General features: G+C 39.4%; 25 protein-coding genes. 8 read left to right on the top strand and 17 right to left on the bottom strand.

The features are described from left to right. Positions 1-8 precede the first annotated feature (8 nt). Together LEP1GSC199_RS05150 and LEP1GSC199_RS05145 are read left to right on the top strand one after the other, a co-directional pair. On the top strand, positions 9-1,454 hold the full coding sequence (locus LEP1GSC199_RS05150; RefSeq protein WP_002978461.1) for a rhodanese-like domain-containing protein: 1,446 nt from the start codon (positions 9-11) through the stop codon (positions 1,452-1,454). Positions 1,455-1,521: 67 nt separating this feature from the next. Beyond that, positions 1,522-2,694 (top strand): ammonia-forming cytochrome c nitrite reductase subunit c552, encoded by a 1,173-nt coding sequence (locus LEP1GSC199_RS05145; RefSeq protein WP_002978478.1) that lies wholly within the window; start codon positions 1,522-1,524, stop codon positions 2,692-2,694. On the opposite strand, the gene LEP1GSC199_RS05140 is transcribed toward LEP1GSC199_RS05145, so the two are convergent. From LEP1GSC199_RS05140 to LEP1GSC199_RS05090, 11 genes are all read right to left on the bottom strand, one after another. After that, positions 2,654-3,826 carry a trans-sulfuration enzyme family protein gene (locus LEP1GSC199_RS05140; protein ID WP_002978217.1) on the bottom strand — a complete coding sequence of 391 codons (1,173 nt, stop codon included), beginning with the start codon at positions 3,824-3,826 and terminating at the stop codon, positions 2,654-2,656. The genes LEP1GSC199_RS05145 and LEP1GSC199_RS05140 overlap by 41 nt on opposite strands. Before the next feature lie 96 nt (positions 3,827-3,922). After that, positions 3,923-4,591: an ABC transporter ATP-binding protein gene (locus LEP1GSC199_RS05135; RefSeq protein ID WP_002978270.1), complete on the bottom strand. Its 669-nt coding sequence runs from the start codon at positions 4,589-4,591 to the stop codon at positions 3,923-3,925. Continuing rightward, the gene (locus LEP1GSC199_RS05130) at positions 4,592-5,845 is read right to left on the bottom strand and encodes an ABC transporter permease (protein WP_002978112.1); all 1,254 of its coding nucleotides are present in this window, start codon (positions 5,843-5,845) and stop codon (positions 4,592-4,594) included. A gap of 1 nt (position 5,846) precedes the next feature. Next, positions 5,847-6,617 carry an efflux RND transporter periplasmic adaptor subunit gene (locus LEP1GSC199_RS05125; protein WP_002978373.1) on the bottom strand — a complete coding sequence of 257 codons (771 nt, stop codon included), beginning with the start codon at positions 6,615-6,617 and terminating at the stop codon, positions 5,847-5,849. Positions 6,618-6,672: 55 nt separating this feature from the next. After that, a complete protein-coding gene (mtaB, locus tag LEP1GSC199_RS05120) occupies positions 6,673-7,962 on the bottom strand; it encodes a tRNA (N(6)-L-threonylcarbamoyladenosine(37)-C(2))-methylthiotransferase MtaB (RefSeq protein ID WP_002978184.1) in 1,290 nt (429 codons plus the stop codon). Then, positions 7,959-8,738, bottom strand: coding sequence for a tetratricopeptide repeat protein (locus LEP1GSC199_RS05115; RefSeq protein ID WP_002978244.1), 780 nt, complete (start codon positions 8,736-8,738; stop codon positions 7,959-7,961). Before LEP1GSC199_RS05115 ends, mtaB begins: the two co-directional genes overlap by 4 nt. Next, the gene (locus LEP1GSC199_RS05110; RefSeq protein ID WP_002978155.1) at positions 8,735-9,169 is read right to left on the bottom strand and encodes a hypothetical protein; all 435 of its coding nucleotides are present in this window, start codon (positions 9,167-9,169) and stop codon (positions 8,735-8,737) included. Before LEP1GSC199_RS05110 ends, LEP1GSC199_RS05115 begins: the two co-directional genes overlap by 4 nt. A 26-nt stretch (positions 9,170-9,195) precedes the next feature. Further along, on the bottom strand, positions 9,196-11,748 hold the full coding sequence (locus LEP1GSC199_RS05105; protein WP_002978259.1) for an ATP-dependent Clp protease ATP-binding subunit: 2,553 nt from the start codon (positions 11,746-11,748) through the stop codon (positions 9,196-9,198). A gap of 60 nt (positions 11,749-11,808) precedes the next feature. After that, positions 11,809-12,588 (bottom strand): ATP--guanido phosphotransferase, encoded by a 780-nt coding sequence (locus tag LEP1GSC199_RS05100; RefSeq protein WP_002978214.1) that lies wholly within the window; start codon positions 12,586-12,588, stop codon positions 11,809-11,811. A gap of 1 nt (position 12,589) precedes the next feature. Next, positions 12,590-13,285, bottom strand: coding sequence for an ABC transporter ATP-binding protein (locus LEP1GSC199_RS05095; protein ID WP_002978548.1), 696 nt, complete (start codon positions 13,283-13,285; stop codon positions 12,590-12,592). Beyond that, the gene (locus LEP1GSC199_RS05090; protein WP_039926134.1) at positions 13,278-14,630 is read right to left on the bottom strand and encodes an ABC transporter permease; all 1,353 of its coding nucleotides are present in this window, start codon (positions 14,628-14,630) and stop codon (positions 13,278-13,280) included. Before LEP1GSC199_RS05090 ends, LEP1GSC199_RS05095 begins: the two co-directional genes overlap by 8 nt. A gap of 60 nt (positions 14,631-14,690) precedes the next feature. Here LEP1GSC199_RS05090 and LEP1GSC199_RS05085 point away from each other — a divergent pair, with 60 nt between their 5' ends. Continuing rightward, complete coding sequence (locus LEP1GSC199_RS05085; RefSeq protein WP_039926132.1) at positions 14,691-15,677, top strand: hypothetical protein; 987 nt, start codon at positions 14,691-14,693, stop codon at positions 15,675-15,677. Between the two features lie 5 nt (positions 15,678-15,682). After that, complete coding sequence (locus LEP1GSC199_RS05080; RefSeq protein ID WP_002978526.1) at positions 15,683-16,702, top strand: LIC_10230 family protein; 1,020 nt, start codon at positions 15,683-15,685, stop codon at positions 16,700-16,702. An 18-nt stretch (positions 16,703-16,720) separates the two neighbouring features. Here LEP1GSC199_RS05080 and LEP1GSC199_RS05075 read toward each other — a convergent pair whose 3' ends face one another. From LEP1GSC199_RS05075 to acpP, 6 genes are read right to left on the bottom strand one after another with little or no spacing between them, the layout of a single operon-like run. Then, a complete protein-coding gene (locus tag LEP1GSC199_RS05075; RefSeq protein WP_002978309.1) occupies positions 16,721-17,461 on the bottom strand; it encodes a toxin-antitoxin system YwqK family antitoxin in 741 nt (246 codons plus the stop codon). Continuing rightward, positions 17,436-18,332, bottom strand: a complete 897-nt coding sequence (locus LEP1GSC199_RS05070; RefSeq protein WP_002978552.1) for a mechanosensitive ion channel family protein — start codon at positions 18,330-18,332, stop codon at positions 17,436-17,438. The genes LEP1GSC199_RS05075 and LEP1GSC199_RS05070 overlap by 26 nt, the downstream gene beginning before the upstream one ends. A 1-nt stretch (position 18,333) precedes the next feature. Further along, positions 18,334-19,425, bottom strand: a complete 1,092-nt coding sequence (gene aroB / locus LEP1GSC199_RS05065) for a 3-dehydroquinate synthase (protein ID WP_002978294.1) — start codon at positions 19,423-19,425, stop codon at positions 18,334-18,336. Then, on the bottom strand, positions 19,422-19,886 hold the full coding sequence (locus LEP1GSC199_RS05060) for an NUDIX domain-containing protein (RefSeq protein ID WP_002978167.1): 465 nt from the start codon (positions 19,884-19,886) through the stop codon (positions 19,422-19,424). The genes aroB and LEP1GSC199_RS05060 overlap by 4 nt, the downstream gene beginning before the upstream one ends. Next, positions 19,883-20,611, bottom strand: coding sequence for a ribonuclease III (gene rnc / locus LEP1GSC199_RS05055; RefSeq protein WP_002978303.1), 729 nt, complete (start codon positions 20,609-20,611; stop codon positions 19,883-19,885). The genes LEP1GSC199_RS05060 and rnc overlap by 4 nt, the downstream gene beginning before the upstream one ends. A gap of 53 nt (positions 20,612-20,664) precedes the next feature. After that, on the bottom strand, positions 20,665-20,898 hold the full coding sequence (acpP, locus tag LEP1GSC199_RS05050; RefSeq protein WP_002974954.1) for an acyl carrier protein: 234 nt from the start codon (positions 20,896-20,898) through the stop codon (positions 20,665-20,667). A 379-nt stretch (positions 20,899-21,277) separates the two neighbouring features. On the opposite strand from acpP, the gene LEP1GSC199_RS21650 reads away from it, so the two are divergent. The 4 genes from LEP1GSC199_RS21650 (at position 21,278) to LEP1GSC199_RS05040 (ending at position 24,875) form a co-directional block, all read left to right on the top strand. Beyond that, a complete protein-coding gene (locus tag LEP1GSC199_RS21650) occupies positions 21,278-21,448 on the top strand; it encodes a hypothetical protein (protein ID WP_002978144.1) in 171 nt (56 codons plus the stop codon). A 145-nt stretch (positions 21,449-21,593) separates the two neighbouring features. Continuing rightward, complete coding sequence (locus tag LEP1GSC199_RS21645) at positions 21,594-21,743, top strand: hypothetical protein (RefSeq protein WP_002978284.1); 150 nt, start codon at positions 21,594-21,596, stop codon at positions 21,741-21,743. 101 nt (positions 21,744-21,844) lie between these two features. After that, complete coding sequence (locus LEP1GSC199_RS05045) at positions 21,845-23,749, top strand: DUF1538 domain-containing protein (RefSeq protein ID WP_002978402.1); 1,905 nt, start codon at positions 21,845-21,847, stop codon at positions 23,747-23,749. Between the two features lies 1 nt (position 23,750). Then, positions 23,751-24,875, top strand: coding sequence for a P-II family nitrogen regulator (locus LEP1GSC199_RS05040; RefSeq protein ID WP_002978268.1), 1,125 nt, complete (start codon positions 23,751-23,753; stop codon positions 24,873-24,875). Positions 24,876-24,991: the final 116 nt, after the last annotated feature.

Here is a 24,991-nt window from a genome sequence, read left to right as displayed (position 1 = left end):
GTATAATCATGAAACTTAAATACTTAACAATCCTTACTTTTATATTCGCTCAGATGATTGGCTGTAAAGGTTTACCGGAATATTTATTCCTTCCGCAAAGTTTAAAATTTGATTTAACTCCCTTTTTATTCCGTGTTTACTCACCTGCAGAGTTAGCAACTTTATCAAATGCTGATTATAACTTAAATGAAAGTGGACTTATCACTGCGGCTAAGTTATCTCATTATTTATCAAACTGGAATAACAATCGACCTGCAGGAGTCCCAGGAAATTTGATAGTTTTCCAAGTCCAAACATCTGGAGGAAGTGGACGTTTTGTTTTTTTTGACGGTAAACAAACATTTGCATATCCCGTTCCAAACCTACCGGAACTTCTCGCAGATGTAAGAGATGATGGCGTGTTAGCCATCGATGGAGTTGTTCCCAAAGGTAAAAAAATTTCGGACTTTTTCTCTATCTATGGTATTGATCCAGCAATCGATTATATAGTATTTGCAGGAGATACAGCTTCCCTTGCTAACCTATCATCAGCAACATTTGCATACTACTCTTTGTTATACTGGGGTTTTCCAAAAGAAAGGTTAGCCGTGTTAAATGGATCGATTGCAGATTTGACAGCAGCAAGTAGTCTTTTTACCACACCTTCCTACACTTATGCAAATAGTAATCGTGTTGGAAACATAAAGAACCTTTTCCGTGATCATACTGTATTACAACTCACAATTGGAGATTTGATCCATGCAATAAAAAATGGAAATACTAATTTAGAGGAAGTAGATCCAATCCCTGCAGAAGGTTTTTATATAATTGATGGAAGGCCTAATGCATCGTATACGGGAACAATAAATTCAACTGCCTCTGGTTCCAAGTATGCCAACTGCACTACTAAAACTAATTCTACATTTGTATCGAATACTTGTGTTGTCACTTATGAAGGAAGGATCAAATCATCTGCAAATTTAGTTCCGTCAGATTTATATGATGGAACCACTTTCCAGTTTAAATCGTTTAGCCAATTACAAACCTATTTGAGTAATACAGGATACCCCACAAATAAACAGATTTATATTTATGGAGAGGATGCAACGAAAGGATCTCTCATTTGGTTTGTTTTACATCAAATCCTAGGAAAACCAACTAGATTATATGAAGGTGGCTGGAAACAATTCGGTGCACTGGGACTTAGATCCCCTTCTTCCGGATCTAGTCCCAGTGCCATCTCACAACCTGCATCCTACTGGCGAACAGATATTGCAACACTGTCAGAAAGTAATACTCCCAATGCTGACGCAAATGTTCCCAATTACCAATTGGATGTCTCTAGACAGTTTATCAAAAATTCCAACAAACTAAGAACCGAAGACAAATCTTTCTTAAGAGGAACAGCTTCTTCTGGGTCAGGTGGTGGTGGCGGTGCGCCTTCCGGCGGTGGAGGAAATGCTTGCGGGGGATAATCTCTTAGATACGATCAACCATTGTATGGTTTTCCCAACTATTCAACTTACGAGCATCTTTCTCTTTATGATCATGTTCGTAAGTTGTTTGGATTCAAACTTTTTAGACTCTCATTGGAAACACCCCATCGCAGAACAAGGGTTACCCCCAGGAAATTTTTCTAACCTAGAAAAAAATTTGGATCCGAATGCATGCGGATCATGCCATAAAAATCAGTACCAAAATTGGGAAAAAAGTTTTCATGCAAAGTCAGCAAACAAAGGTTTTTTATGGCAGAAGGAAATTTTATCTTCTGAAGAGTATAGGTCCTGTTTCCAATGCCACTCACCTTTAGCAGAAACTAAATCAGAACTATCTGACACCTACAAAACAAAGGAGATTTTAAATTCAAAAGCTCACAATTTCCCTGAAGGGATATCGAATCCATCCATCATTTGTGCTTCTTGTCATATTCGAAATCAAATTCGATTTGGTCCGCCACCAAGAACGAATCTGGTCCATGAATATCAGTCAAACAAACTTCCGCATAACGGCTATGTTGTGAAACAGGAATTTGAAGCCTCCGAATTTTGTAAGTCTTGTCATGAAAGCAAAGAGACCGGAGTCAAACTCGCGGGAAAAAGACTAATGGAAGTTTATTCCGAATGGAAGAAAAGCCCTTTTGCAAAACATGGGATCCAATGCCAAAATTGTCATATGCCAGATAGGGAACATTCCTGGAAAGGAATCCACGATAAAACTTTTGTCCAAAATTCGTTATTACCAACATGGACCATTACAGAAAACAAGGGTATCTACCATATAAAAGCAGAACTCAAGTCCATTGGTGTTGGCCATGCGTTTCCCACTTACATAGTTCCCAAAATCTACTTACGTTTTTATGTTGTATTAAAGGAAAAACCCACTCCCATCCTCCTCGAAGAATCAGTCATTGGAAGAATCGTAAATACGAATCTGACAGAAGAGTATCTAGATACGCGGATCCAACCGCAGAAATCACATTTTGTTCGTTTTGATTTCGAACCAAAAGAAAATAAAATTCAAAAATTTCTTTGGGAGCTTGAAGTAGATCCAGATGAACAGTATATACGAAGTTTTGAAGAACAATTAAGAGAGAAAGGAGACAAACTTTCTATACCAACGAAAAAGTTATTGCAAGAGTCCCTTTCTGAAAAAAAGAACTCTCGTTATATGCTCTTTACTTTGAGTTTGAAAGTGCCTGTTTCACTTCCGCAATGATGTCATCAATATGCTCTAAACCAACCGATACACGAATGAGCCCAGGTAAAATTCCCACTGCAAGTCTTTCGGCTTCCGATAACTTAGAATGTGTTGTTGAAGTGGGATGAGTTACAGTGGTTCTTGTATCCCCTAAATTGGCAGTAAGCGAAAACCACTTTAATGAATCTAAAAATTTTCTTGCTCTATCCACTCCACCTTTAATTACAAAAGAGACAATACCACCACCCAGTTTCATTTGTTTTTTAGCGATCGCATAACCGGGATCCTTCGGTAAAAAAGGATAACGAACCAGTTCCACATCTGGTGATTGTTCTAAAAACTCAGCTAACTTCATTGCATTCTCAGAATGTCTATCCATCCGCACAGCAAGTGTTTCTAAACTTTTAGAAATAATCCACGCATTCATAGGGGAAAGTGATGGTCCCGTATTACGAGCCATATAACGAATGGGCTGGATAAATTCTTTTTTTCCTAAAATGACCCCAGCAATGACCCGTCCTTGGCCATCCAAGTATTTGGTTGCCGAGTGGATAACGACATCAGCCCCAAAGTCAGCGGGCCTTTGGATATAAGGTGAACAAAAACAATTATCCACAATGAGGATCGCATTTTTCTTTTTACAGAGTGCTGATACCCATGCTAAGTCTACAATATCAAGACCTGGATTGGAGGGGGTTTCAATATAGACTATCTTTGTATTTTCTTGGAAAGCAGCTTCCCATAACTCTTGTTTGTTGATATCAACATAAGTTGTGGTCACTCCAAAACGAGGAAGAATGTTTGCAAAAATCTGATGAGTGGACCCAAAAATGGCCCTTGCTGATACAATATGGTCTCCCGATTTGATAAGGCCAAACACAGATGTAAAAACTGCCGACATTCCAGATGCTGTTGTTATTCCATCCTCTGTATGTTCCAAAGAACAAAGTTTATCGATGAGTTCGGTGGTATTCGGATTGGAAAACCTTGTGTATTGGTTACCGGTGACTTCTTCTGCAAAAAGTGCCCTCGCATGTTCCGCATCATCAAAAACAAAACTGGATGTTAAAAAAAGAGGGGTAGAATGTTCCTTTTCCCCGGTTCGTTTGGTTTGGATGCGGATGGCGTCAGTTTCAAAGTGTTCAAACATATCTTCTACCAAGGTCGGTGAGGAACGTTCGAATTCATTAATTTTTTTGGAAAAAATCTGCTATAGAATCGAATTTAAGCTAATATAACAGAATTTTTAAGAAATTTCTGCAATTTTACCATCGATCATATGAACCCGGCGGCTCGCAAGGCCCGCATAATCAGGGTCATGCGTAACAAACAGAATGGTTGTTCCATCCACTTGATTGATTCGTTTGAATATCTCCATCACCTTGTCACCGTTAGCTGTATCTAAGTTACCAGTCGGTTCATCCGCAAAAAGAAATTTTGGTTTTTGAACGAGAGCCCTTGCAATGGCGACCCTTTGCCCTTCTCCACCGGACATCTGGCTTGGAAACTTATCTTTACAATGCAAAACTGAAAAACTTTCCATAAGATGGAGAGCATAATCCTCAATCGCTTTTTGAGAGCCGGTTTTTCTGGCAGGCATAGTAATGTTTTCGAGGCCAGTAAGTTCAGGAAGTAAGTAATGAAACTGGAAAACAAAACCAATGGATAAATTTCTCAAACGATGGATCTCTGCACTTCCCATCCCTATGAGCGAATGTCCATTCAACTTAACATCACCACTAGTAGGATTGTCTAAACCACTAACAATGTACAATAAGGTAGATTTACCAGATCCTGACTTACCTGTAAGGGCAACAAAATCGCCTACGGCAATCTCCAAAGAAACATCCTTGATTACATCTTGCGGTGGTTCACCAAAGGATTTAAAAATATGATTGGCCTCGATTCCTAACATTTAGGTTGCCCCTCGAATGATATCTACAGGAGAAAGACGACTTGCCATCCGTGCAGGAATATAACTGGCGATCGATGCACTGAGAACGGCAATGGAAAAACCTTTTACATAAATTACCCAATCCCAAGAAATCATCATGGTTTTCATTAATGCTTTTGAATTTTGTTTGGGATCCCCAATCGGAATTCCATCGATATAATAACATCCGAGGACCCCGACAAAAATCCCAATCACAGCTCCCAAGGTTCCTAAAAACAATCCTTGGAATATAAATAGTTGGATTGTGTCTTTTTCATCAAACCCAATCGAACGAAGGATGGCTACTTCCTTTTTCTTTTGGTTCACAACCATATTCAGAATATTATAAATACCGAAAGCAACTACGAGAATAATTGTAAATGTTGTTGAGTTACGCACAATATCCTGAGTTCTAAAAACTTGGAGAATACTTGCATTCACTTCATCCCAACTTTCCACCTTATCTTTGCTAAAGTAACGCCAATCCTCTGCAATTTGCGCAGCGGCTCGAATGTCTTTAATTTTAACAATGATTTGCGAGATTTCGCCACTTGATTTTGTTATACTTTGAACGGTGGATAACGAAGAATATACGGTGACTTCATCGACAAGGCGGTTGCCCGTACTCAAAATACCAACCACTTTCAAAGGAATTAAATCAGTTCCTGGGATGTATACAGAGATGGTATCACCAATTTTTGCACCAAGTTTATTGAGTACACCCTCCCCCATAATGGCAAGAGAAGTTCCTCTGGATAAATCTGAAATTTTTCCCTCTACAATATAATCGCTTAAATTAGTAACCTTAGGTTGGATATTGGGATCAACACCCACAAACCTTGCTGGTGCCGTTGCTTTTCCATTTACAAAAATAACTTCCTTGGTTAGCTGCGGGGCAAAGGAAAGAACTCTATGATCGTTGGAAAGTTTGTCCATCCACCCAAGAACATTCGTTAATCGAGAATTGTCTGTCCTTCCAGAAGGTGGAGACAACCAACGAACTGTTTTGCCTTGAAAAAAAACATCTTCGAAAGTTCGTTCCGTAATGAGTTCATCTTTAGGAGAGATTTTGATTTGCCCATCGGAGTTCACCAATTGGTCCGTAATGACAGCCTGAAACCCGAGCATAATTCCTGAAAAGACAATATAACCAGCGGTCCCAAGTATAATTCCAATGAGTGTAAGGATGGATTGTTGGGGCCTAGAAAGAATCTGTCTAATGGCAAGAAATAACATATTAGTTTTTTACCAATACTTCATCGCCTTCTTTCAAATCTCCTTGGATGAGTTCTCCATATTCTGAATTGATGGCTCCGATACGAATTTCAATTTTATCACGTTTCCCATTACGAAACCGAGTTAATTTTCCACGGTCTACTGCAACTAACGGAACCAAGATGACATTTTCTTTAGAAGAAACTTCAATGGCAACGTCTGTTGTCATATCAGGTAGAATCCCTTGTGGCAGTTCCTGTGGCTCAATTCGAACTAAAAACTGTCCATTGGATGGATAGATTCTTTCCACCTTTCCTTTATACACATTCCCTCGAATGGATTCAAAACTAAGTTGGGCTTGTTGCCCTGGTTTGACTCGTAAAGCGGATTCTTGATCAAGAGATACAGAGATATAAACTTCTTTTAAATTTTGGATTTCCAAAAGCGGGAGCCCGGGCATAGCCGTTTCATTTTTGGCTACATTTAACTTGGTTAAGGTTCCATTGAAAGGAGAACGAAAGGTAATTCCTGAATCATTAATAAGAAGTGCTTGGCCTTTAGTGACCGTTTGCCCCTCTTCTACAAAGATCTCACGGACAGAAGCGGCAATTCCAAATTTTAAACTGAAACTATCTACAGGTTTTACCGTTCCTAAAGCATAAACGGCTTCTACTAACGATCCTCTATCGACTCTCATTCGGTTGGATTGGGAATTCCTGAGGAACCAAAAGGACGTAATGATTAGAACCATTACAACAATAAAACCAATAATATATAGCTTTTTACGATCCATGATGACCTAATCGTAATGAATCAAGTGTTTTTGGGAATTCTTTTTCTAAGGAAAACTAAAGAGTCAATCCAAAAACAAACTCACCTTCTCTATCTTTGGCGGGTTTGTAATCCAAGCACCTAACATCTACAAATTGACCTGTTTGTAAGGTATCAAATCGGAAAGAATCAGCCAATCTGCCTTTCAGATAATTGTCAGTCACAAACCTTCCATCACTTTCAAGAATGGCTTCATAAGATTTTCCAATCACTGACTCTGCATACTTGTTATGAAGCGTAGAACTCAGTGACATCAAATCAAGCACCCTGCGTTTTTTTTCATCACCCGGAATCGGGTCACCAAAACTTTCGGCCGTTGTTCCTTTACGAACCGAATACGGAAACACATGTAGTTTTGCAAACCCAAGTTCCACTAATAATTGTTTTGTTTCTTGGAACTCTAATTCTGTTTCAGAAGGAAATCCAACAATTACATCGGTTCCGAGGAACAAGTTGGGAAGTTTTTCTTTTGCCAGTTCGATCCTTGTGCGAAAGGCATCTGGATGGTAAGTCCTTCGCATATCTTTTAAAACCTTACGGCTGCCACTTTGAATGGGTATATGCAGAAATTTACAAAACCTGGGATGTTTCATAAGATCAAGTAGGCCCGGGCCCACATCGGGTGGTTCAATGGAAGACAGACGAATTCGAGAGTATTCTAAAATCTTTAGAATACCTTCCAAAAGATTTAAAAAGCCCTTTTCCCCATTTTCTAACCTGTACCAACCAAGGTTAACACCCGTTAATTGAATTTCACCAACTCCATTGTCCTGAAGGTATCTAACTTGGTCTAAAACGTCATTGTAGTTCCTACTGACCCCAAGACCCCTTGCTGCAGGAATTTTGCAATAAGAACATTTCCTGTTGCATCCGTCTTGGATTTTTAGATAAGCGCGGGTATGACCTTCGGGAAGTACATCCGAATAAGAAAAACGATCGAGTATCTTATGGGGATGAGTTTCTTTTCCTTCCCAATCTTCTAATATCTTATAGGGAAGTGCACTTTTTTCTGTATTTCCAAAAACGCCAAAAACACCAGGAATGTTTTGTAAAATTTCTTTATCTGTTTCCGCATAACAGCCAGTTACATAAACTTTGGCTCCAGGATTTGTCCGAATGGCATTACGAATGATATTTCTGTTCTTTACGTCAGCTTTATTGGTAACCGTGCAAGTGTTGACAACAATATACTGAGCCTCTTCTTCCGCTTGGGCAAGAGAAAAACCTCTGTCTCTCAGAACAGAATACATACCATCGGTCTCAAAAAAATTCAACCGACAACCGAGTGTATGAAACTTAATTTTCACAGGGATGTGAAGGCAGCAATCCGTTTAGAATTTTCTTTAATGGTAATACTTTCCCCATTCAAATCAGAAGCTTTTTGGATACAGTCCTTAGCTTCCGTCAAATAAGTGTTTGCTTGGGATTTTTTACCCAACTTTTTATTCGATTTGTATAAGGACTCTTGGACAAGGGCTAAGTTATTCCAAATTTCTGCGGAGTTTTGGTTCAAAGAAGATGCCCAGCGTAAACTAACATCTGCTTTGTCATAATTTTTTAAGTTATAATAAATTTTGCCTTCTAACTCCAACATCCGAAAGTCACTAGGGCTACCGGCTTTTGCTTTTTCAATTTGAGAAAGAGCTGTTTTGGAAGCCCCTTTTTCAGAAAGTGCTAAAGCATAAAAATAGCGAACTTCTGGATTTTGTGGGTATAGAGGAATGGTTTTTTCTGCCAGTTCAATGGCAGGTTTCCATTTTTTATGACGAGTTAAAATGGCAAGGCTACCTTGTAAAAGATCTTCATCATCGGGTTTACGTTTTCTTGCTTCCAAAATATTTTTATAGGAATTCTCAAAATCATTCAGCTTATCATAGTTATATGCAAGTAAAGCATAGAATTCATAGGAAGACTTACCATCTGTAAGTAGGCTTTTTACAAGTTCAATTGACTTGTTGTAATTTTTTACCTTATATTCATCAACAGCTTGAAAATAGGCCGAACCAACTTGTTCTTTTTCTTGAGAGTAAAGGGAAGTTACGAGAAGACAAGTAACAGCAAAAGCGTGAATAAAATGTTTCATAAAAGATCCGAGGGAACTGTAATGGAGTTCAAATTGACCGAATCAATCCTAGAATGGTAGGGTTCGATGGGGTCCAGGTATAGGAAAACGCTGCCCCCCTTGGAAAGCAAGTAATGTTCGATATGTTCTTCCGTGATGATCTCTGAATCTTCTGTATACAAAATGGGATTTTCACCTGGTCCTAGATGGACATGAAATTCCTGATTGGTGAGAAAATCGGACAAGTTCAGGTAACCCGAACCAAAATAAAGGCCCGACTGAAAGTAATACTTATAAAAAACTTTGACTTCAGGGAGGATAAGATTGGGTCGAATGTAACCCAATTCAATCCGCTCGATGGTTCCAACAGTGCGGATTTTCCGGAGTTGGAACCATACTTTGCGAATGAAAAAATAAGAAAACAGAAAGACGAGGGGAATGAGGATAGCCATTTCCGTTCGCCTTTCCGAAAGGCTCTCTAAACGAGAGCCAAATCTTTTTCCTCAGCACTGGTAGAAGAACCACCGTCTTTTTTCGGAGCTTCCTTGTATTCAGTCCAAGGAGTCTCTGTATAAACGAGTTTTCCCTCGACCAAATCTACGAGGATCTTAGTTGGGTTGTCGTAGACACCCTTCAAAGACTGCACCGCCATATAGTCTTCCAATTCTCTTTGGAACACACGTCGCAGTGGACGAGCTCCATAGTTTTGGTCGTATCCAATGGTAGCAAAATGTTCTTTGGCGGCAAAAGAAAGATCCACGAGCACTTTTTTTTCAGTCAAACGTTTGTTAAAGTCTTTCAACATGATGTCTACAATGTTTACAATCTCTTCTTTTTTGAGAGGTGCAAAGTAAACAACTTCATCCACACGGTTGAGGAACTCTGGATTGAAATGTTTTTTCAATTGTTCCCGAGCCTGTTCTGCTTTGTAAGTTTCTCTTTCGTCTGCAAAATCCTCAAAACCCAATCGACCACCTTTGGATATTTCTTTCGCAGCGATGTTCGATGTCATAATAATAATGGTATCTCGGAAGTTTACCTTACGACCTTTCGTATCTGTTAAATTCCCTTCTTCCATAATTTGAAGTAGGATATTAAAAAGATCATGGTGAGCTTTTTCGATTTCATCAAGTAAAACCAAACTATATGGTTTTCTTCTTACAAATTCTGTGAGTTGGCCACCATCATCATATCCGACGTAACCTGGAGGAGCCCCGATAAGTCTTGAAACCGCATGAGGTTCCATGTATTCGGACATATCAATACGGAGCATATTGTCTTCCGAACCAAAGAGTTGTTCTGCGAGTGCTTTTGCAAGTTCCGTTTTTCCGACACCTGTTGGACCAAGGAAAATAAACGATCCTGTAGGTCGTTTTTCACTTTTGAGTCCAGTGCGTGAACGGCGGACGGCACGAGCCACTTTTTCGATAGCGTCAGTTTGACCCACAATGCGAGTTTTGATGTCTTCTTCTAGATTGAGAAGTTTTGTATTTTCGGACTCTTCCATTTTTTTCAAAGGAATTCCTGTCCAGAGGCTAACAACGGATAGGATGTCTTCTTCTTCAATCGAAACAGCATAGCCTTCCATTCGTTCTTGCCACTGTTTGGTTTTTTCATCCAGAAGGCCTTTTTTACGATTCACTTCATCCCGAACGGCAGCCGCTTTTTCATACTCTTGGCTACGAACCAAATCTTCTTTTTTAACAGAAAGACCTTTGATTTCTTCTTCGATCTCTTTGATTTCGTTAGGACGTTGGCAATTGGCAAGACGAGCCTTTGCTCCAGCCTCATCAATGATATCAATGGCTTTGTCCGGTAAAAAACGATCGTTGATATAACGGTGAGATAATTTTACCGCTTGTTCGATCGCTTTTTCCGTATAACGCACCTTATGGTGAGCTTCATACGCTTTTTTCAAACCATCTAAGATCAAAACTGCATCATCCACAGAAGGTTCAAGAACCTTCACCATTTGGAATCTTCTTTCCAAAGCAGAATCTTTTTCGATGTATTTGCGGTATTCGTTATTGGTTGTGGCACCAATACATTGCAACTCACCCCTTGCGAGAGCTGGTTTTAAGATGTTTGCTGCATCCACGGCTCCCTCTGCGGCACCGGCTCCAATGAGAGTGTGCAACTCATCAATAAAGATGATGATGTTTTGGGAGGTGACGATTTCTTTCATGATTTTTTTCAATCGTTCTTCAAACTCACCACGATATTTAGTACCAGCAATTAGGCTTGCTAGATCCAAAGATAACACTCGTTTGTCGAAAAGAAGATCAGGAACCAATTTTTCAATCACTGCTTGGGCAAGGCCTTCCACAATGGCGGTTTTTCCCACACCTGATTCTCCCACGAGAACGGGGTTATTTTTTGTTTTACGAGAAAGGATTTGGATGACCCGTTCGATTTCTTTCGAACGACCAATCACTGGATCCAATTTTTTCTCACGCGCTAGTTGTGTTAAATCCCGTGCAAACTCATCTAAAATCGGAGTTTTGCTTTTTTCTTGTCTCGGAGCCGCTGTTTGCGTTTGGCCTTGTGGACCCGATTGTGTTCCAGTTGCCCCGCCTCCCACTGCACCTGAAGGTGGTGCTCCGAGAAGACGTAAAATCTCTGATTTGATGACGTTATAATTTACGCTGAAAGATGATAACGATCCACCGGCGATATTATTGTTATCGCGAAGTAGTGCCAAAAGAATGTGTTCCGTTCCTACATAGTTATGTTTGAGGCGTTTTGCTTCCTCTTTAGAAACTTCGATCATTTTTTGGTATTTGTCTTGTCCTTGGCTTACATCAAGTAACAAGGCACCGGAACCCTCACGAGTTCTCTTTTCGACTTCTTTACGGAGTTCGTTCAAATTGATGTTTAGATTCGTAAGAATCTTAATCGCGACAGAGTCCTCCTCCCGGAGAAGCCCAAGTAGAATGTGTTCAGGACCGATAAAATCGGAACCCAAACGTTTCGCCTCATCTTGGGCGATTTCGTTGATGACTCTTTTTGCTCTTTTTGTGAATTCCAACATGCCGCACCCTGCCTTTATTAATTAGACGAACGTCCTTGTTCCCATCATGACCGTACCGGTTTAATAGGAGCCTAGTAAACCAAGAATTTTGTAAAACTGACGTTTTTGAACTGCCAAAACGTTCTTCCACGAGATTTTTACGACAAGAACACGGTCTTTTCCGAAGTTCCTCATTCTATGATCGGTGGATGGAGCAAATTCTATACCAAATTCAGGTAATGTTTGTAAAATTGAAAAAAACTGCAAACTGACCTCTGGATCTAATTCCAAGAGTATCGAATCCCTCCTTCCAGTCCCTAAATTGGTAGGACAAGAAGAAACAAATCCAATCTCGGGAAACTCTGCCCAGTGAGATTTTTGGAACAAAAATCGAAAAAGACCAATTCTCTGTTTTTTTTGGGTTAAATTTTGATTTCGATTCGCAAATGCCTGAAGTGAGATTTCTTCCCACCGTACATGGTCTTCCGAACCTAAATAAAAGCCCATCCTAGGTTCCGGCTTCTCAGTAGAATCCAAAGAAGGTAAGTCTGCATCCGAATACAATTGAGAACCTAGTCCAATTTCAACTAACAATTGTTTGGATTTTTCGATGAATGGATCATAAAAAGGAAACAAACTCGATCTTAGATTTCTTGTGATCCGAGTTCGTAATGACAAAAGTCTTAAAGACTTTGCATTCGTTTTTACGAAGGATTCTAAAGTTTGGATTATGCTTTCAGGAATTTTTGTTCTGCGATTTGGTTTGGGATAATTAAAAATTTGGGCGCAGTGGATACACCCGAACTTGCCGCTTTTACGAAACTGAATTTCTTTGGTTCCGCAAAAACGACAAAAAATCATATTACGTAACTGGCGTTAGCTGTCCTGAAACAATTCTGTTCCGTTTATGAGCCATGGAGGCAAGCTCCAAGTCATGAGTCACAAGAATCAAAGAAAACTTAAATTCGTTTTGGAGTTCTTTAATAAGATCCATGAGATGTCTTGAGTTATCCCGGTCTAAGTTTCCTGTGGGTTCATCGGCCAAAATCAGTTGTCTTCTTCCCACAAGGGCCCGAGCGACACCGACTCTCGCACTCTCTCCTCCCGATAGTTGGGAAGGAAAACTTCCAGTCCTTTCCCCAAGGCCTACTTTTTTTAAAATCTCTGTGGCTTGTCCTTTGGCGACACTCGGATTCATCCGGGCAATGAGAAGAGGCATCATCACATTTTCCAATGCAGTGAAGTCTGGTAACAAAAGATGTTGTTGGAAAATAAAAGAAATTTTTTCAGCACGGAAAGTTTCTCTTTGTTTTTCATTTAGGTTTTTTAGACTGACCCCACAAACTTCCACCTCACCATCGTCAAAAGAATCCATGGCACCAAGGATATTGAGAAGTGTGGATTTTCCCACACCCGATGCCCCTTCCACAGAAACAATCTCACCAGGCATCACTTCAAAATCAAGACCAGAAATGATATGGTACTTTTTGTCTACAACCTGGTAGTATTTTTCTAATTTGCGAACAGAAACAGTTGGTTTTACACTTATATCAGTCATTTCTTATTGTATCCACAGGGTTTAGATTAGCTGCCATACGTGCCGGAAAATAACCAGCAAGTCCAGAGAGGATCGTTGCGGCTGTTGTCACCATAAAAATAAAAGATATATCGATATCCACAGGGATATGGTCAAAATAATAAATATCTTTTGGAACAAGTTCCACTGGATCCCAATCGCCTGGATTGAGTAAACCACCAACCCCATTGATAATCTCAGAAATGATATTGATGATGACTTCTAATTTTGTAGCAATGAAGATTCCCGTCATCCCACCCACAAGCGAAGATAGAATTCCGACGATCATTGCATTCAAAGTAAAGATAAGTAGTATATCATTGGATGCAAGACCAAGTGCTTTTAATGTTCCAATGGATCTACGTTTCGCACGGATGAGAGAGTGCACAGTTGCCACCATCCCAAGGGCAGCAAGAACGATAAAAAGAAAAACAATGATAGAGATGATTGTTTTTTCAAGTCTTAGGGCTGCCAAAAAGTTTTCTTGTTCTTCTGCAATGGTTCGCACAGACCATGAAGTTTCCTCTTGAATTTTTGGATTCCAATTCTCTTCGTTTAACCGAGATAAAATTCTATGTTTAGTCAGTTTTAAATCATCTAGAGAACGAACCTTAATTGCCACTTGGTTTACTGCACCTTCCATTTTAAAAAACTCTTGGGCTTGCGGAAGAGACAAAAACACAAACTTTGAATCGTAGTTATAATAACCCGTTTTAAAAAGTCCAACTAAACGAAAGGTTTTTACGTTCACTTGAACCCCTCGTTCGACAGTAAACCTTCCCCCAGGAACTGCCATGGTAATCTCACGACCGAGACCGTATCCGTAAATGGCACTCATTTCTTTTCCGACAACCACCAACTTTTTAGAATTGATAGCTTGGATTTCATCTCGATCGTATTGTAAGATCCGAGGAAAGTTCGGTAGACCATTCTCCACCAATTTTTCTACGGAGTCCACGGGAACTGCGCGAATCATAATCGGGTTGAAGTTGTTATTACTTTGGATGAGACCGTGGCTTGTGATATTTCCTTCTACGGAAACAAAGGACTCCGCAAGTTTCGGGTCTTCCTTCAGGTGTTTGATGACCTTTTCGTAATCATAAATGGCACCAGAACCGTAAGAGTTCTCAATGGTGATATGAGGCCCCCCTTGCCAAAGTGATTCCTTTACTTGTTTTTGGAATCCGTTGAAAATGGAGAGGACTACTACTAGGAGTCCCACTCCGACCGCCATAACAATGAACGACAGCCTGGATTTGATAGAGAGGAAACCCAGAACTCTGGACCCTCGGATGTAACGGATTGTGATTAAAGAGACGATTCCCATGATGACCTAATCTTTTTGACAGCTTTCTTCTAAAGATGGATACTGTCAAAAAAGAACCTTATGCCTGAGACACCAAACTATTATTCTGTCAAAGTAAACCTTCGAGACGAAGCCAACATGGTCTACACCATGATTGCTGCCGTCATTGACCCGGTTGAAACCAAATCGGTGAAGTTTGAGGGAGTTTCATGTACAAGCCCACTGTCCCTTTTGCCCGTTCGGTCCACATTTCAGGACTTTTACAACCGGATGCAGAGGGTCATCTACAAAGGGGACCAACAAAAAAACATTACCAAGTCCCTCCAAGAGCTGATCAAAACCAAATTTGGCTCAGAAAGTTTTTTGGAAGAAATCCTCCATTACATGGATCACAACCTAACAGATCGTTTGGATTTTGTTTTTAGTGAAATTCACAAAAGAACCTCAGGGAACACGGAACCCAAGGTCGAAATCCATTTTGAACTAATCGATCCAAACGATATTTCCAAAACCACCGTGGATGAAGAGGAAATTGCAAAAAAAGAAGCGCCTCCGGTAACACCAGTTCCTCAAGCCTCTGGTTTTTTAATTCCTGCGGATAAACAAATTGTTCAATTCAAATTCCAACTCTCTCCCGTAAATGGAACACCACTCGTAGAACTGAAAGCAGGTGACAATGTGTACATCCGTTTGGTTCCAGGAGACGCAGTCACAGATTCTATTATCAATGCCTTAGAATTGAAAGAAGAGTCTGGTGCGATCAAACAAATTCCCGCTAAAATTGTGAACATCTCGAATAACAAGAATTTTTCGGAAGTTGTCATCAAAATCAATGAGCAAGTATACGGGAAAATCATTGAGGAAGAAAACTCTGTAAAAATCAAAACCACCGACAGCCAACAAGGTGCAGCCAACATCATGAATTCGGTTGCCTCACCAACAGTAGCAGTCTCAAAAGCAAAACAGAATCCGACTCTTTCTGCGGATGAAAGTTTTCATTTATGGCCTTACATCATTATGTTAGTAGTCCTTGCTATTGGTATGATGACTATTTTTGTGATCTTATAATCTCTATGGAAAAATTGAAAAAACAACTCCCTATCATTACACCTATATTCATTGCTATCGTAATCATCCACTCCCTCTTTGTCGATTACACAGTTCAATTCCCTGACTATATCGCAGCAGAAACTTCAGAATCGGCGATGGAATCCATGAAACCAAAAGTGATTTCTGAAAATGGAGTATTAAATCGGATTTCTTATTTAGAATCTTTTTTGGTAGAGTTGGAATCCAGAGAACTCCCCGTTGATACAGAACAAGAAGAAACCAAAGACAATATCAAACGTGTTTTAGTGGGACAAAAGTTACTACTTGGGCTTTCCCTATTTTATTTATTATTAACCTTTTCAACGGCAGTTTCTTATGCCTTTCGAGTTTGGTTTCATAAGTCTTTGGCAAATGTTTTTTATCCTGTTTCTTTTCTCGTATTAGCGCCAAAAGTCTTTTTTCAATTCAACCTAATGCTACAAAAGGAAGTTTTATCCTACTTCTATTTTGTCTTTTTAGTTTTCACTTATGTGATCACAATCATCTCTTACCGTTTAATTTTAAAAAACAAAGAATTGGCAGAAGGATTTCAATCTCTCCAGTTTTCCTCTTCCTTAGAGGAAGAAGGTAGATCACCAAGTAATACAAAAACAGGATCCATCTTTGCCCCTGTTTTTCATGTTGCCATCATCATCCTAATTGGGATTTTGATTGGAAATTTAATTTACATTCCTCTCTTTCTCTTACAAAAACACTACGTAACTGAATTTAGTTACTTTATATTCTTTTTACTTGGGCTTTTATCTCTGTTTTATATCTTCAACTACAAAAAAGTGGGTGGAGAACCAAATAGTAACAACTGGAAGAACCTGGCTGTTAGTTTTGCTTATCTACAATTTAGATTTTTAAGAAATAGTTTCTGGGCTGTGTTTAGCACCATTTTGATTGTTTTGTTTGTAACGTTTTTGTTTAGTCTTTTGTTGTTTAATATTGACTTAATCCAAAACCATTTGGGTCTCTTCGGTAAAGCCACCGAATTCTAATCCACATGAAAGGAGTGCCTAATGGCACTCTGGTTCCTTCCCTTTCCTCACTAAACACCATTCCTTCCCATTTGGATAATAGGTTGACCTCGCAATCAAATCTCCTTCATCGGAGTAAACTTCAGAGGCTTCTTTAGCGCCAGTGGGATAATAATAAAACCATTCACCTACTTTTTTGTCGTTTTCGTAACTACCTTTCTCTTCCACTCTAGTGTCTGGATAATAACGCACCCAGTCCCCAGTGCGAAGCCCACCATCAAAGAAACCTTTTTCGTTTAACCTACCACTTCGGAAATATCTATGGAACGATCCCGTTTCATTTCCAAGTTCGGCAGTTTGAATCCACAATTGTTTCTTTCGATTCCCCGATTTGTAGTTTTGTTCAATATAAATCTTTCCATCAGAGAAATAAAACTTCCAAAGACCATCTCGATCTCCGTTTAAAAATTTCCCTTCCATGATAGTAATTCCAGTAAGATAGTTTAATTTTTTGCTATATCCATCGGGTTGACCGAGTGCATTTACCGGAAATTCTGTGATTAAATTTCCATTTTCATACCACTCCCGATAGATACCTTCACTAGTTAAACTATAGTAGTTTGTTTTTTTATTGTACACCGCTTCTTTTGGAATTGAGTTATGTTTTGTTGTGCCACCTTTACATGGACCCAAAATTACACCGGCCAACAAAACAAAAAGAAGTAAGGATACAAAGATCCAAATGGAATTATCTTTAATGGGAGTAGATGTGGATGTCATTTTCATTTTTGAACTTTGTAAGAATTTCTTTGGAGATAAGGATTCGATTAAGACGCTTTGACCTAATAGGCGTTAAATATCGCAAACACATTAGGATCGTTCCTTCTGGTTCTAAGGAAGTATACACAATAGGAGTGGTTTTGCCAAGCCTCACCAGGTAATTTTTTGACATCTCGCGAATTTTTGATTCTACTAGTTCTGGTGCTAATACCAATTCTTCATTCAGAATTTGAGAACAAATTTTTTCTGCTTTTTCCCAATTAGAATTCAAATCCAAATACACACGAAACTCATCCCAAACAAAATCCATGGTTTCCGAAACGATAAAAAATCGATGTAATACAACGTTATAATTCGGGAAATGAATGAGTCTGTTTGTGGATTGTTCAAATCTGGGATCTGCTGCAATTTCAAGTAGAGTGAACTTAAAAAAACCAATATTCACAACATCCCCTTTGATGTTGTCGATCTCAATTCGGTCACCAACCTTAAATCCATTACCTCCCATAATCATAAACCAACCGACCATATTCAGCCAAACTTCTTTCAGCGAAATGACAATCCCCGCGCCAGCAAGACCAAGGACAGTTGGCAGGAGTGATAAACTAGAAAAAATAACGGGAAGATAAGCAATTCCGAAAACCAAAAGGAAACCCATACGAGCCACTTTTCTGCGGTTGTATTCGTGAACGGCATCGGGTGCTGGTTTGATTCTCTCAACAAGAACCATTGTGATTTTATAGGAAAAAATAGCAAAAACTACCATGTATCCAAATAGGATCATAGTTTCTGCAAAATCACGACCGGAACTACGAAGCAGTGTTAATGGATTCAAATCCAAATAGAATTCTTTTAGGCTTCCTCCACCCATTCTACAATTTCCCTTTCTGACGTTTTAAAATTTCAAAGATAGTTTTACGATCCACAGAAACACCAAATTTTGGTTTTCCAAAATCTTCCAATAGAACAAATTTTAAGGAAGTCCCTTCCTTTTTTTTATCATGTTCCATATGTTTTAGGATTTCATCTGGTTTCTCACCTAAACGTGTTGGAAGTTCCAATTGTTTCATAAGCGTAATTGCTTTTTGAAAATTTGATTCTGAGAAACCAACAAGCTCTCGTGATAACAACAAAGCTGTCACAAGACCAACAGCAACTGCTTCCCCATGGGAGTATTTTTTATATTGAGTTAAGGATTCTATGGCATGTCCCGTGGTATGTCCCAAATTCAAAACAGCACGTAAACCCGTTTCTTTTTCGTCCTGAGAAACAATCCCAGACTTAACTCGAACCGACTCCTCAATCGCATAACGAAGTGTTGGTGAATTGGCAGAAAAATCGGAACGTTTTGTTTTGGATATTTTATCTAAAAAATCTCCGCCATCAAGAAATGCGTGTTTAACAATTTCTGCAAGTCCGCAACTCCATTCTTTTTCTGGTAAAGTGGATAGGGTAAAAAGAGGTGCAAATACAAACTCTGGTTGGTAAAAAGCTCCTACCATATTTTTACCCGAATCTACATTGACTGCAACCTTTCCCCCCACAGAGGAATCAACGCAAGCAAGAAGTGTCGTAGGAACCTGGACAAACCGTACACCTCTCTGGTAGGTCGCTGCGATGAATCCAGCGAAGTCTCCGACAACTCCCCCACCAAAAGCGATAACAACTGCCTTTCTATCTGCATCTGTTTCAATGAGTTGGTTGTAGACCTTCTTTACCCGATCAATGTGTTTGTTCTTTTCACCGGGTTTTAAATAAATAAAAGAAAAAGGAACGTTCAGCGAGTTTAGTTCTTTTGTAATGTATTTTTCGTAAATGCCAGCAATTTCACGACTTGTGAGGACATATACTTTGGAAACTTTGGGAAGTGAATTTAATTTTTCGGATAAGCCCTGGAAGTCTTCGTGTAATTCAATTGGGTAACGAAACCCCTGCCCAATAATTTCACGTTCTGACAACTTCATGGTTCATTCACCCATGGGCTGGAAATATATCTAGGTTTATTTGTGCTTTTAGCTCGGAAGTAATGTTTAATGTCCGGACGAATGTCCATAGATAAAATCTCTTTTGTTGTAAAGTAACCAAATCCAGAAATTGCTTTTTCTTTTGGATTTAGGATTGGTAACAAATCTTTTACTTTGGTTAAAAAAACAATTTGGATCAAGTGGCGTTTTTTATCCGGATCAATGGATTCATTTAAAAATAAAAAATCCATCTGGCTTACCTCCAGAGACAACTCCTCGTTTAGTTCACGTTTGAGTGCCTCTTCTCCCGACTCCCCAAATTCAATCCCTCCACCGGGAAGTAGCCAATACCCCGATTGTTTTTTCTGCTGTTGTACAAGTAAAATTTTACCCTTGGGATCTTGGATGAGGGCTGCCACACGAACCCGCATCGATTTGGATTTTAATAAAAAGTCGATCATAGTATTTTTAAAAAGCGGAGAGCTGCCTTGGCTGCCATCTGTTCTGCCCGACGTTTGTTCTTTCCATCTCCGCTGGTTTGGAAATGATTTTCGCAAAGAACAGAAACAAGGAACTCTTTGTCGTGGTCAGGACCCTCTTCTTTCATAACGGAATACTCTGGTATTTTTTTCCATTTCTTTTGGCAAAATTCCTGCAAAATGGTTTTATAATCTTTTGTCTCTTCCGCATCATCCACACCCTTTTCCATCACCTGAAAGTGAGGAGTGAGAAATTTCCGACAACTCTCAAGACCCTGGTCAAGATACAGAGCCCCTAGAAAGGCCTCAAAGCTATCTGCTTGGAGATTGGTATTGGATTCCCCCTTTTCTCTCTCCCCCCTACCTAGAAGTAAAAATTCAGGGAATCTATAGGATCTAGCGAGTTTCGCAATGGCAGGGGCCGAAACCATTTTACTTTTGAGTTTGGCTAGTTTTCCTTCTTTTCCTTTCGGAAGGGACCTGTATAAAAATTCGGCCGCGAGGATACCAAGAACGGAGTCTCCCAAAAATTCTAATCGTTCATTATCAGAAAGATAACGATCCGAGTCTTCGTTTGCGAATGATCTATGAACAAATGCTAGGTGGAGAAGGGATATATCCTTAAACTGTGTTTTTGTAAGGGATTGAAGTTCTTTGAGAGAGGAAATTCTTTCGGGGGGAAGTTTGATACGAATCGAGTTCGGCAAGGTACAAAGATCCGGGTTCCTCTATTCAAGGAACCCGGTTTTTGGATTGGGAATTACCCCTTAAGTTTATCGATGAATTTAATTACATCGCCTACGGTTTGGATTTTTTCTGCGTCTTCATCAGAAATCTCCACACCAAACTCTTCTTCAAGAGCCATAACTAGTTCAACTGTATCAAGAGAGTCAGCACCAAGATCATTGATGAAGTGAGCTTCAGGTGTAACTTCTGATTCATCAACACCAAGTTGTTCTACGATGATTGACTTAATTTTTTCGAAATCTGCCATTTTATATCCTCCAGGCCACTGTTAATCAGTGGGGCAAGTGTTAAATCGTTTTCCGCTAGGTATATATGTACGCCTAGCGTTTTTTTAAAATGAAATTGTCGGAATTTTTGGCAAGTCTAAATAGATTATTTTCCTCTTGAAACCTTTGACATCATTCTAACATCACCTAACGCAAATTACACAAGGTCAATTGGGGACGTTTTGCTAAAAAAAATGGCGAGAAGCGAACGATCCCCCTGAGAATTCCAAAATTCTGGACGGAATTCCGATCGTTTGCTCTATTTTAACAGATTTAAATTCTGCTATAACAGAACATGCTTTTATAACCAACCCTTCCTTACGAAATCAATTCTAAGAACATTTTTAAAGGAAGAACACCATGATTCATAAATGGACCCGAACACTAACCGCTTTCCTCCGACTTTCTTTCTCGGTTTCTTGCGTCGATAAGAAAGAAGACAACAATACTTTACTGGCTGCTTTACTTTTTTTGGCTGCCAACAAACCAAGTCATATCACAGGGAACCTCATCTGGAATCAATCTTTCTAAAGACTTAGTTGTTTTTACCGTAGGAACAGGAAATGGAATTACAGCCGGCGCTTATCCTGCAAATCTCTGGGGACTTACCACCAAACAACAGATTATCGACGCAAGACCTGCGGCTCAGTATGATGGGACAGCACAGGGACTAAATGTGCCAAGAAATGCCCTTGTTGTGAATCCAGCAAGTATATCAAACTTCCTTTGGTACAATGAACCAACACATGTTGTTCGTCCCACTGTGAATCTTACGGCAACCACTACAAAAAAATTCATTCAAGAAGATAAGGCTTATAAATACTAATCTCTTTCCCAGTTTGCCCACTTCGTCTCCCGGTATCCGCCGGGAGACATTCTTTCTGAAAATCCCTTTGCAAAAAAGTTTTTCCCATTCAGTTTGTCTATATGGCAAGGAATGAAAAAGAAGAGTCCATTCACATTGGATTTCGAGAAACAATTACCCTAATATTACCTTACTTTCAGAAAAAACTTTGGGGCCAGATCAAAGCCGTCATTTGGATTGTCTTATACCTTGCACTCTTTCAATTATTTGTTTTACGAATTCCTATCAAAGAAGCGGGACTCATTACCTTTGGAATTTCTGCCGTTGTCCTTGGGCTTACCTTTTTTTTGGAGGGATTACTTCTTGGACTTATGCCCTTGGGTGAAGCCTTAGGGCTTCGATTGCCGCAAAAGTTAGGCCTCTTCAGTATCATTGTATTTTCCGTTCTCATTGGGGTGGGGGCCACCTTAGCCGAACCTGCCATTTCCATACTGAGAGCCTGTGGTAGCAAAGTAGCTCCTTGGGATGCACCCCTACTTTACTTTTTACTCAATGAAGGTTCTCACTATCTTTATCTATCTATAGCCATCGGAGTCGGCGTTTCTGTAGTTTTTGGGATGTTGCGGTTTTTATTTGGATTTTCTTTGATGAGAATTCTTGTTCCTACCATATTCATATTGTTAGGTGTGAGTATATATGCGTACTTCGATGAGAATTTAAAATTCATATCTGGTCTTGCTTGGGATTCAGGGGCTGTGACAACGGGACCTGTAACCGTTCCACTTGTTGTGGCTTTAGGGATCGGGATCTCCAAAGTTGCTGAAAAAAATGAACAAAGTAGTGCTTATGGAGTTGTGACACTCGCTTCCCTATTTCCAATCCTTTCTGTATTTCTTGTGGGAATGTATTTTTCTGAAAAATTACCAAAACCCATGCCGGAAGAGATTTTTTTCAAACAAGGAATTACATTGGAGCAAGCAAAACTCCTACTTGGCGATTCTCATAAAATTCCTCTTACAAAAAAACCTTCCTTAACACTCGCTACCAATCCCAAAGAAATTTATCAAAAAGCAAAAGATAATATCGTAGATGCTTTACAGATGGCGATGCGAGCCATCCTTCCCATTTCTATTTTTCTACTTTTATTTTTGACTTTTATTATCAGAGAAAAAATTCCTTATCCCGAAGAAGTTTTTTTAGGAATAGGATTTTCTGTCATTGGGCTTTCCATCTTTAACTTTGGAATTATTTTTGGACTGAACAAACTAGGAGACCAAGTGGGAGGAAAACTTCCCTCTACATTTCGTTCCATTGAACTTGTAGACTCTACAAAATTTATCCCAAACTTCAACCCCAAGTCTGTATTGAAGGCAGTCAACGAAGAAGGAAAAGAAGAAAAATTCTTTTATCTTAAAGAACGGAAATCCTATACAGGAATTCCTTATCACGAAGAAAACTGGAATCCAAAAAGTAAGGTGTATGAATATGTTCCCATCCATGGACCCATCTTTGGGAAGGAAGACAATTTGCTTGGTTACTTAGTTGTTTTAGTTTTTGCTTTCTTTTTAGGATATAGTGCTACTCTCGCAGAACCAGCATTATCTGCTCTTGGGAATGCAGTCGAAGAAACAACGGTTGGAACCTTTCGTAAATCCCTATTAATCCAATCTGTCGCCATAGGGGTGGGTTTAGGCACACTTCTAGGAATGTTAAAGATTCTACTTGAGATCCCACTTGTTTGGATCATCGTTCCAGTTTATCTCTTCCTTCTTATTTTAAATACTTTCAGCAAATCCGAGTTTATCGATATTGCTTGGGATAGTGCGGGAGTGACCACAGGTCCCATAACAGTTCCACTCATCATCGCCATGGGACTTGGGATCGGAAACCAAATGGGTACGGTGGATGGGTTCGGAGTTCTTGCCGCAGCTTCCGCCTTCCCTATTTTATCCGTTCTTCTTATGGGGATGATCGTCGAAAAATCCCGCAAACTTTCATTACGTGATTCGGAACTAAAAGAGAAATAAAATGAATTCTAAACGAAAAGCCATTAGAATCACCGCAATTATTCACAGAGACCTAACAGATCTTGTTGTTTCTGCTTTAAAAAGAAATAAAATTCATTATTTCTCTATGGAACAGGGAAGGTATCCAGTCCTTGCAAAACGAGGTTGGTTGTTATTCGACTTTTACCAAAACCATTCTATTATTGATACACCAGTTACCATCTTTGAAGTTTCTTGCGAACCAATAGCTGAAAACTTTTTACTCACACTATTTCGAGATGCAGCGGAATTAAATGTTCCAGGACATGGAAGTGTGTATTCAGAGACAATTGACTTACACAGTCCTGTTCCTACCGACTACATCTTTACAACAGAAGAAAAAAATAAAGCCATTGGGTTTTCGGGTCTCACTGGAATTTTTTGTATCCTTCCGCGTGGATCAGCAGAATCCATTGCTCGTTTGATTTTACAAAATGGAGTGGCAGTTCCTACCATTAGTTATGGAACAGGGACAGGTTTACGTGATAAGTTGGGATTATTAAGAATCACCATTCCCAAAGAAAAAGAAATCTTAAAAATCGTTGTTCACTCGTCTGACGCAGAACATGCGATGGACTTTATCATTGAGGTAGGAAGACTCGACCTTCCAGGTAGAGGATTTATTTTTGAATTCCCTATGGGACGTGGATTACTCAATACCAAGGTCAGTTTAGAAGGACCAAAACAAGCTGCTAGTATGGACCAAATCATCTCCGCATTGGATCAGTTATACGGGAATATGGACTGGAGAAAAAAATCCAACCAATTTAGGCAATCCACACGCCAAAGAAATTATTTCGAAGGAGTCAATGTTGTTCTAAATTGTAAGGAGGAATCCATCGAATCTGCACTTGTTAGTTTACGAAAGGTCGGAGTTTCTAGCTCCACAATATCTCTAAATAAACTTATGCATTCACAAAGTGAACTGAATGCATTTACGCCAGCAAGAGAGGTGGCAAACCTTCTCATTCCCAAAAAAAATCTTCCAGAAGTTATCTCTGTATTAGAGGGCATTGGTTTTTTTGGGGAAGAGACGGAAGGGATTGCTTACACAATGGAAATCCCTCGAGCCTTTTCATACCAATCGAAACAAAATCGAAACAAATAAAAAATCCCCTCGAAAACGGTTTTACATCCGATCGGGAGGGGACAGAACAATAACAATCAATCGTTATTGTTTATTATTTAGTATATCATTACTAATTGTTAGTAATGAATTCTATT

Origin of the sequence: Leptospira vanthielii serovar Holland str. Waz Holland = ATCC 700522, from assembly GCF_000332455.1 — a bacterium.
Taxonomy (GTDB): Bacteria; Spirochaetota; Leptospiria; order Leptospirales; family Leptospiraceae; genus Leptospira_A; species Leptospira_A vanthielii.
This window is presented reverse-complemented; position numbering and strand designations above follow the sequence as displayed.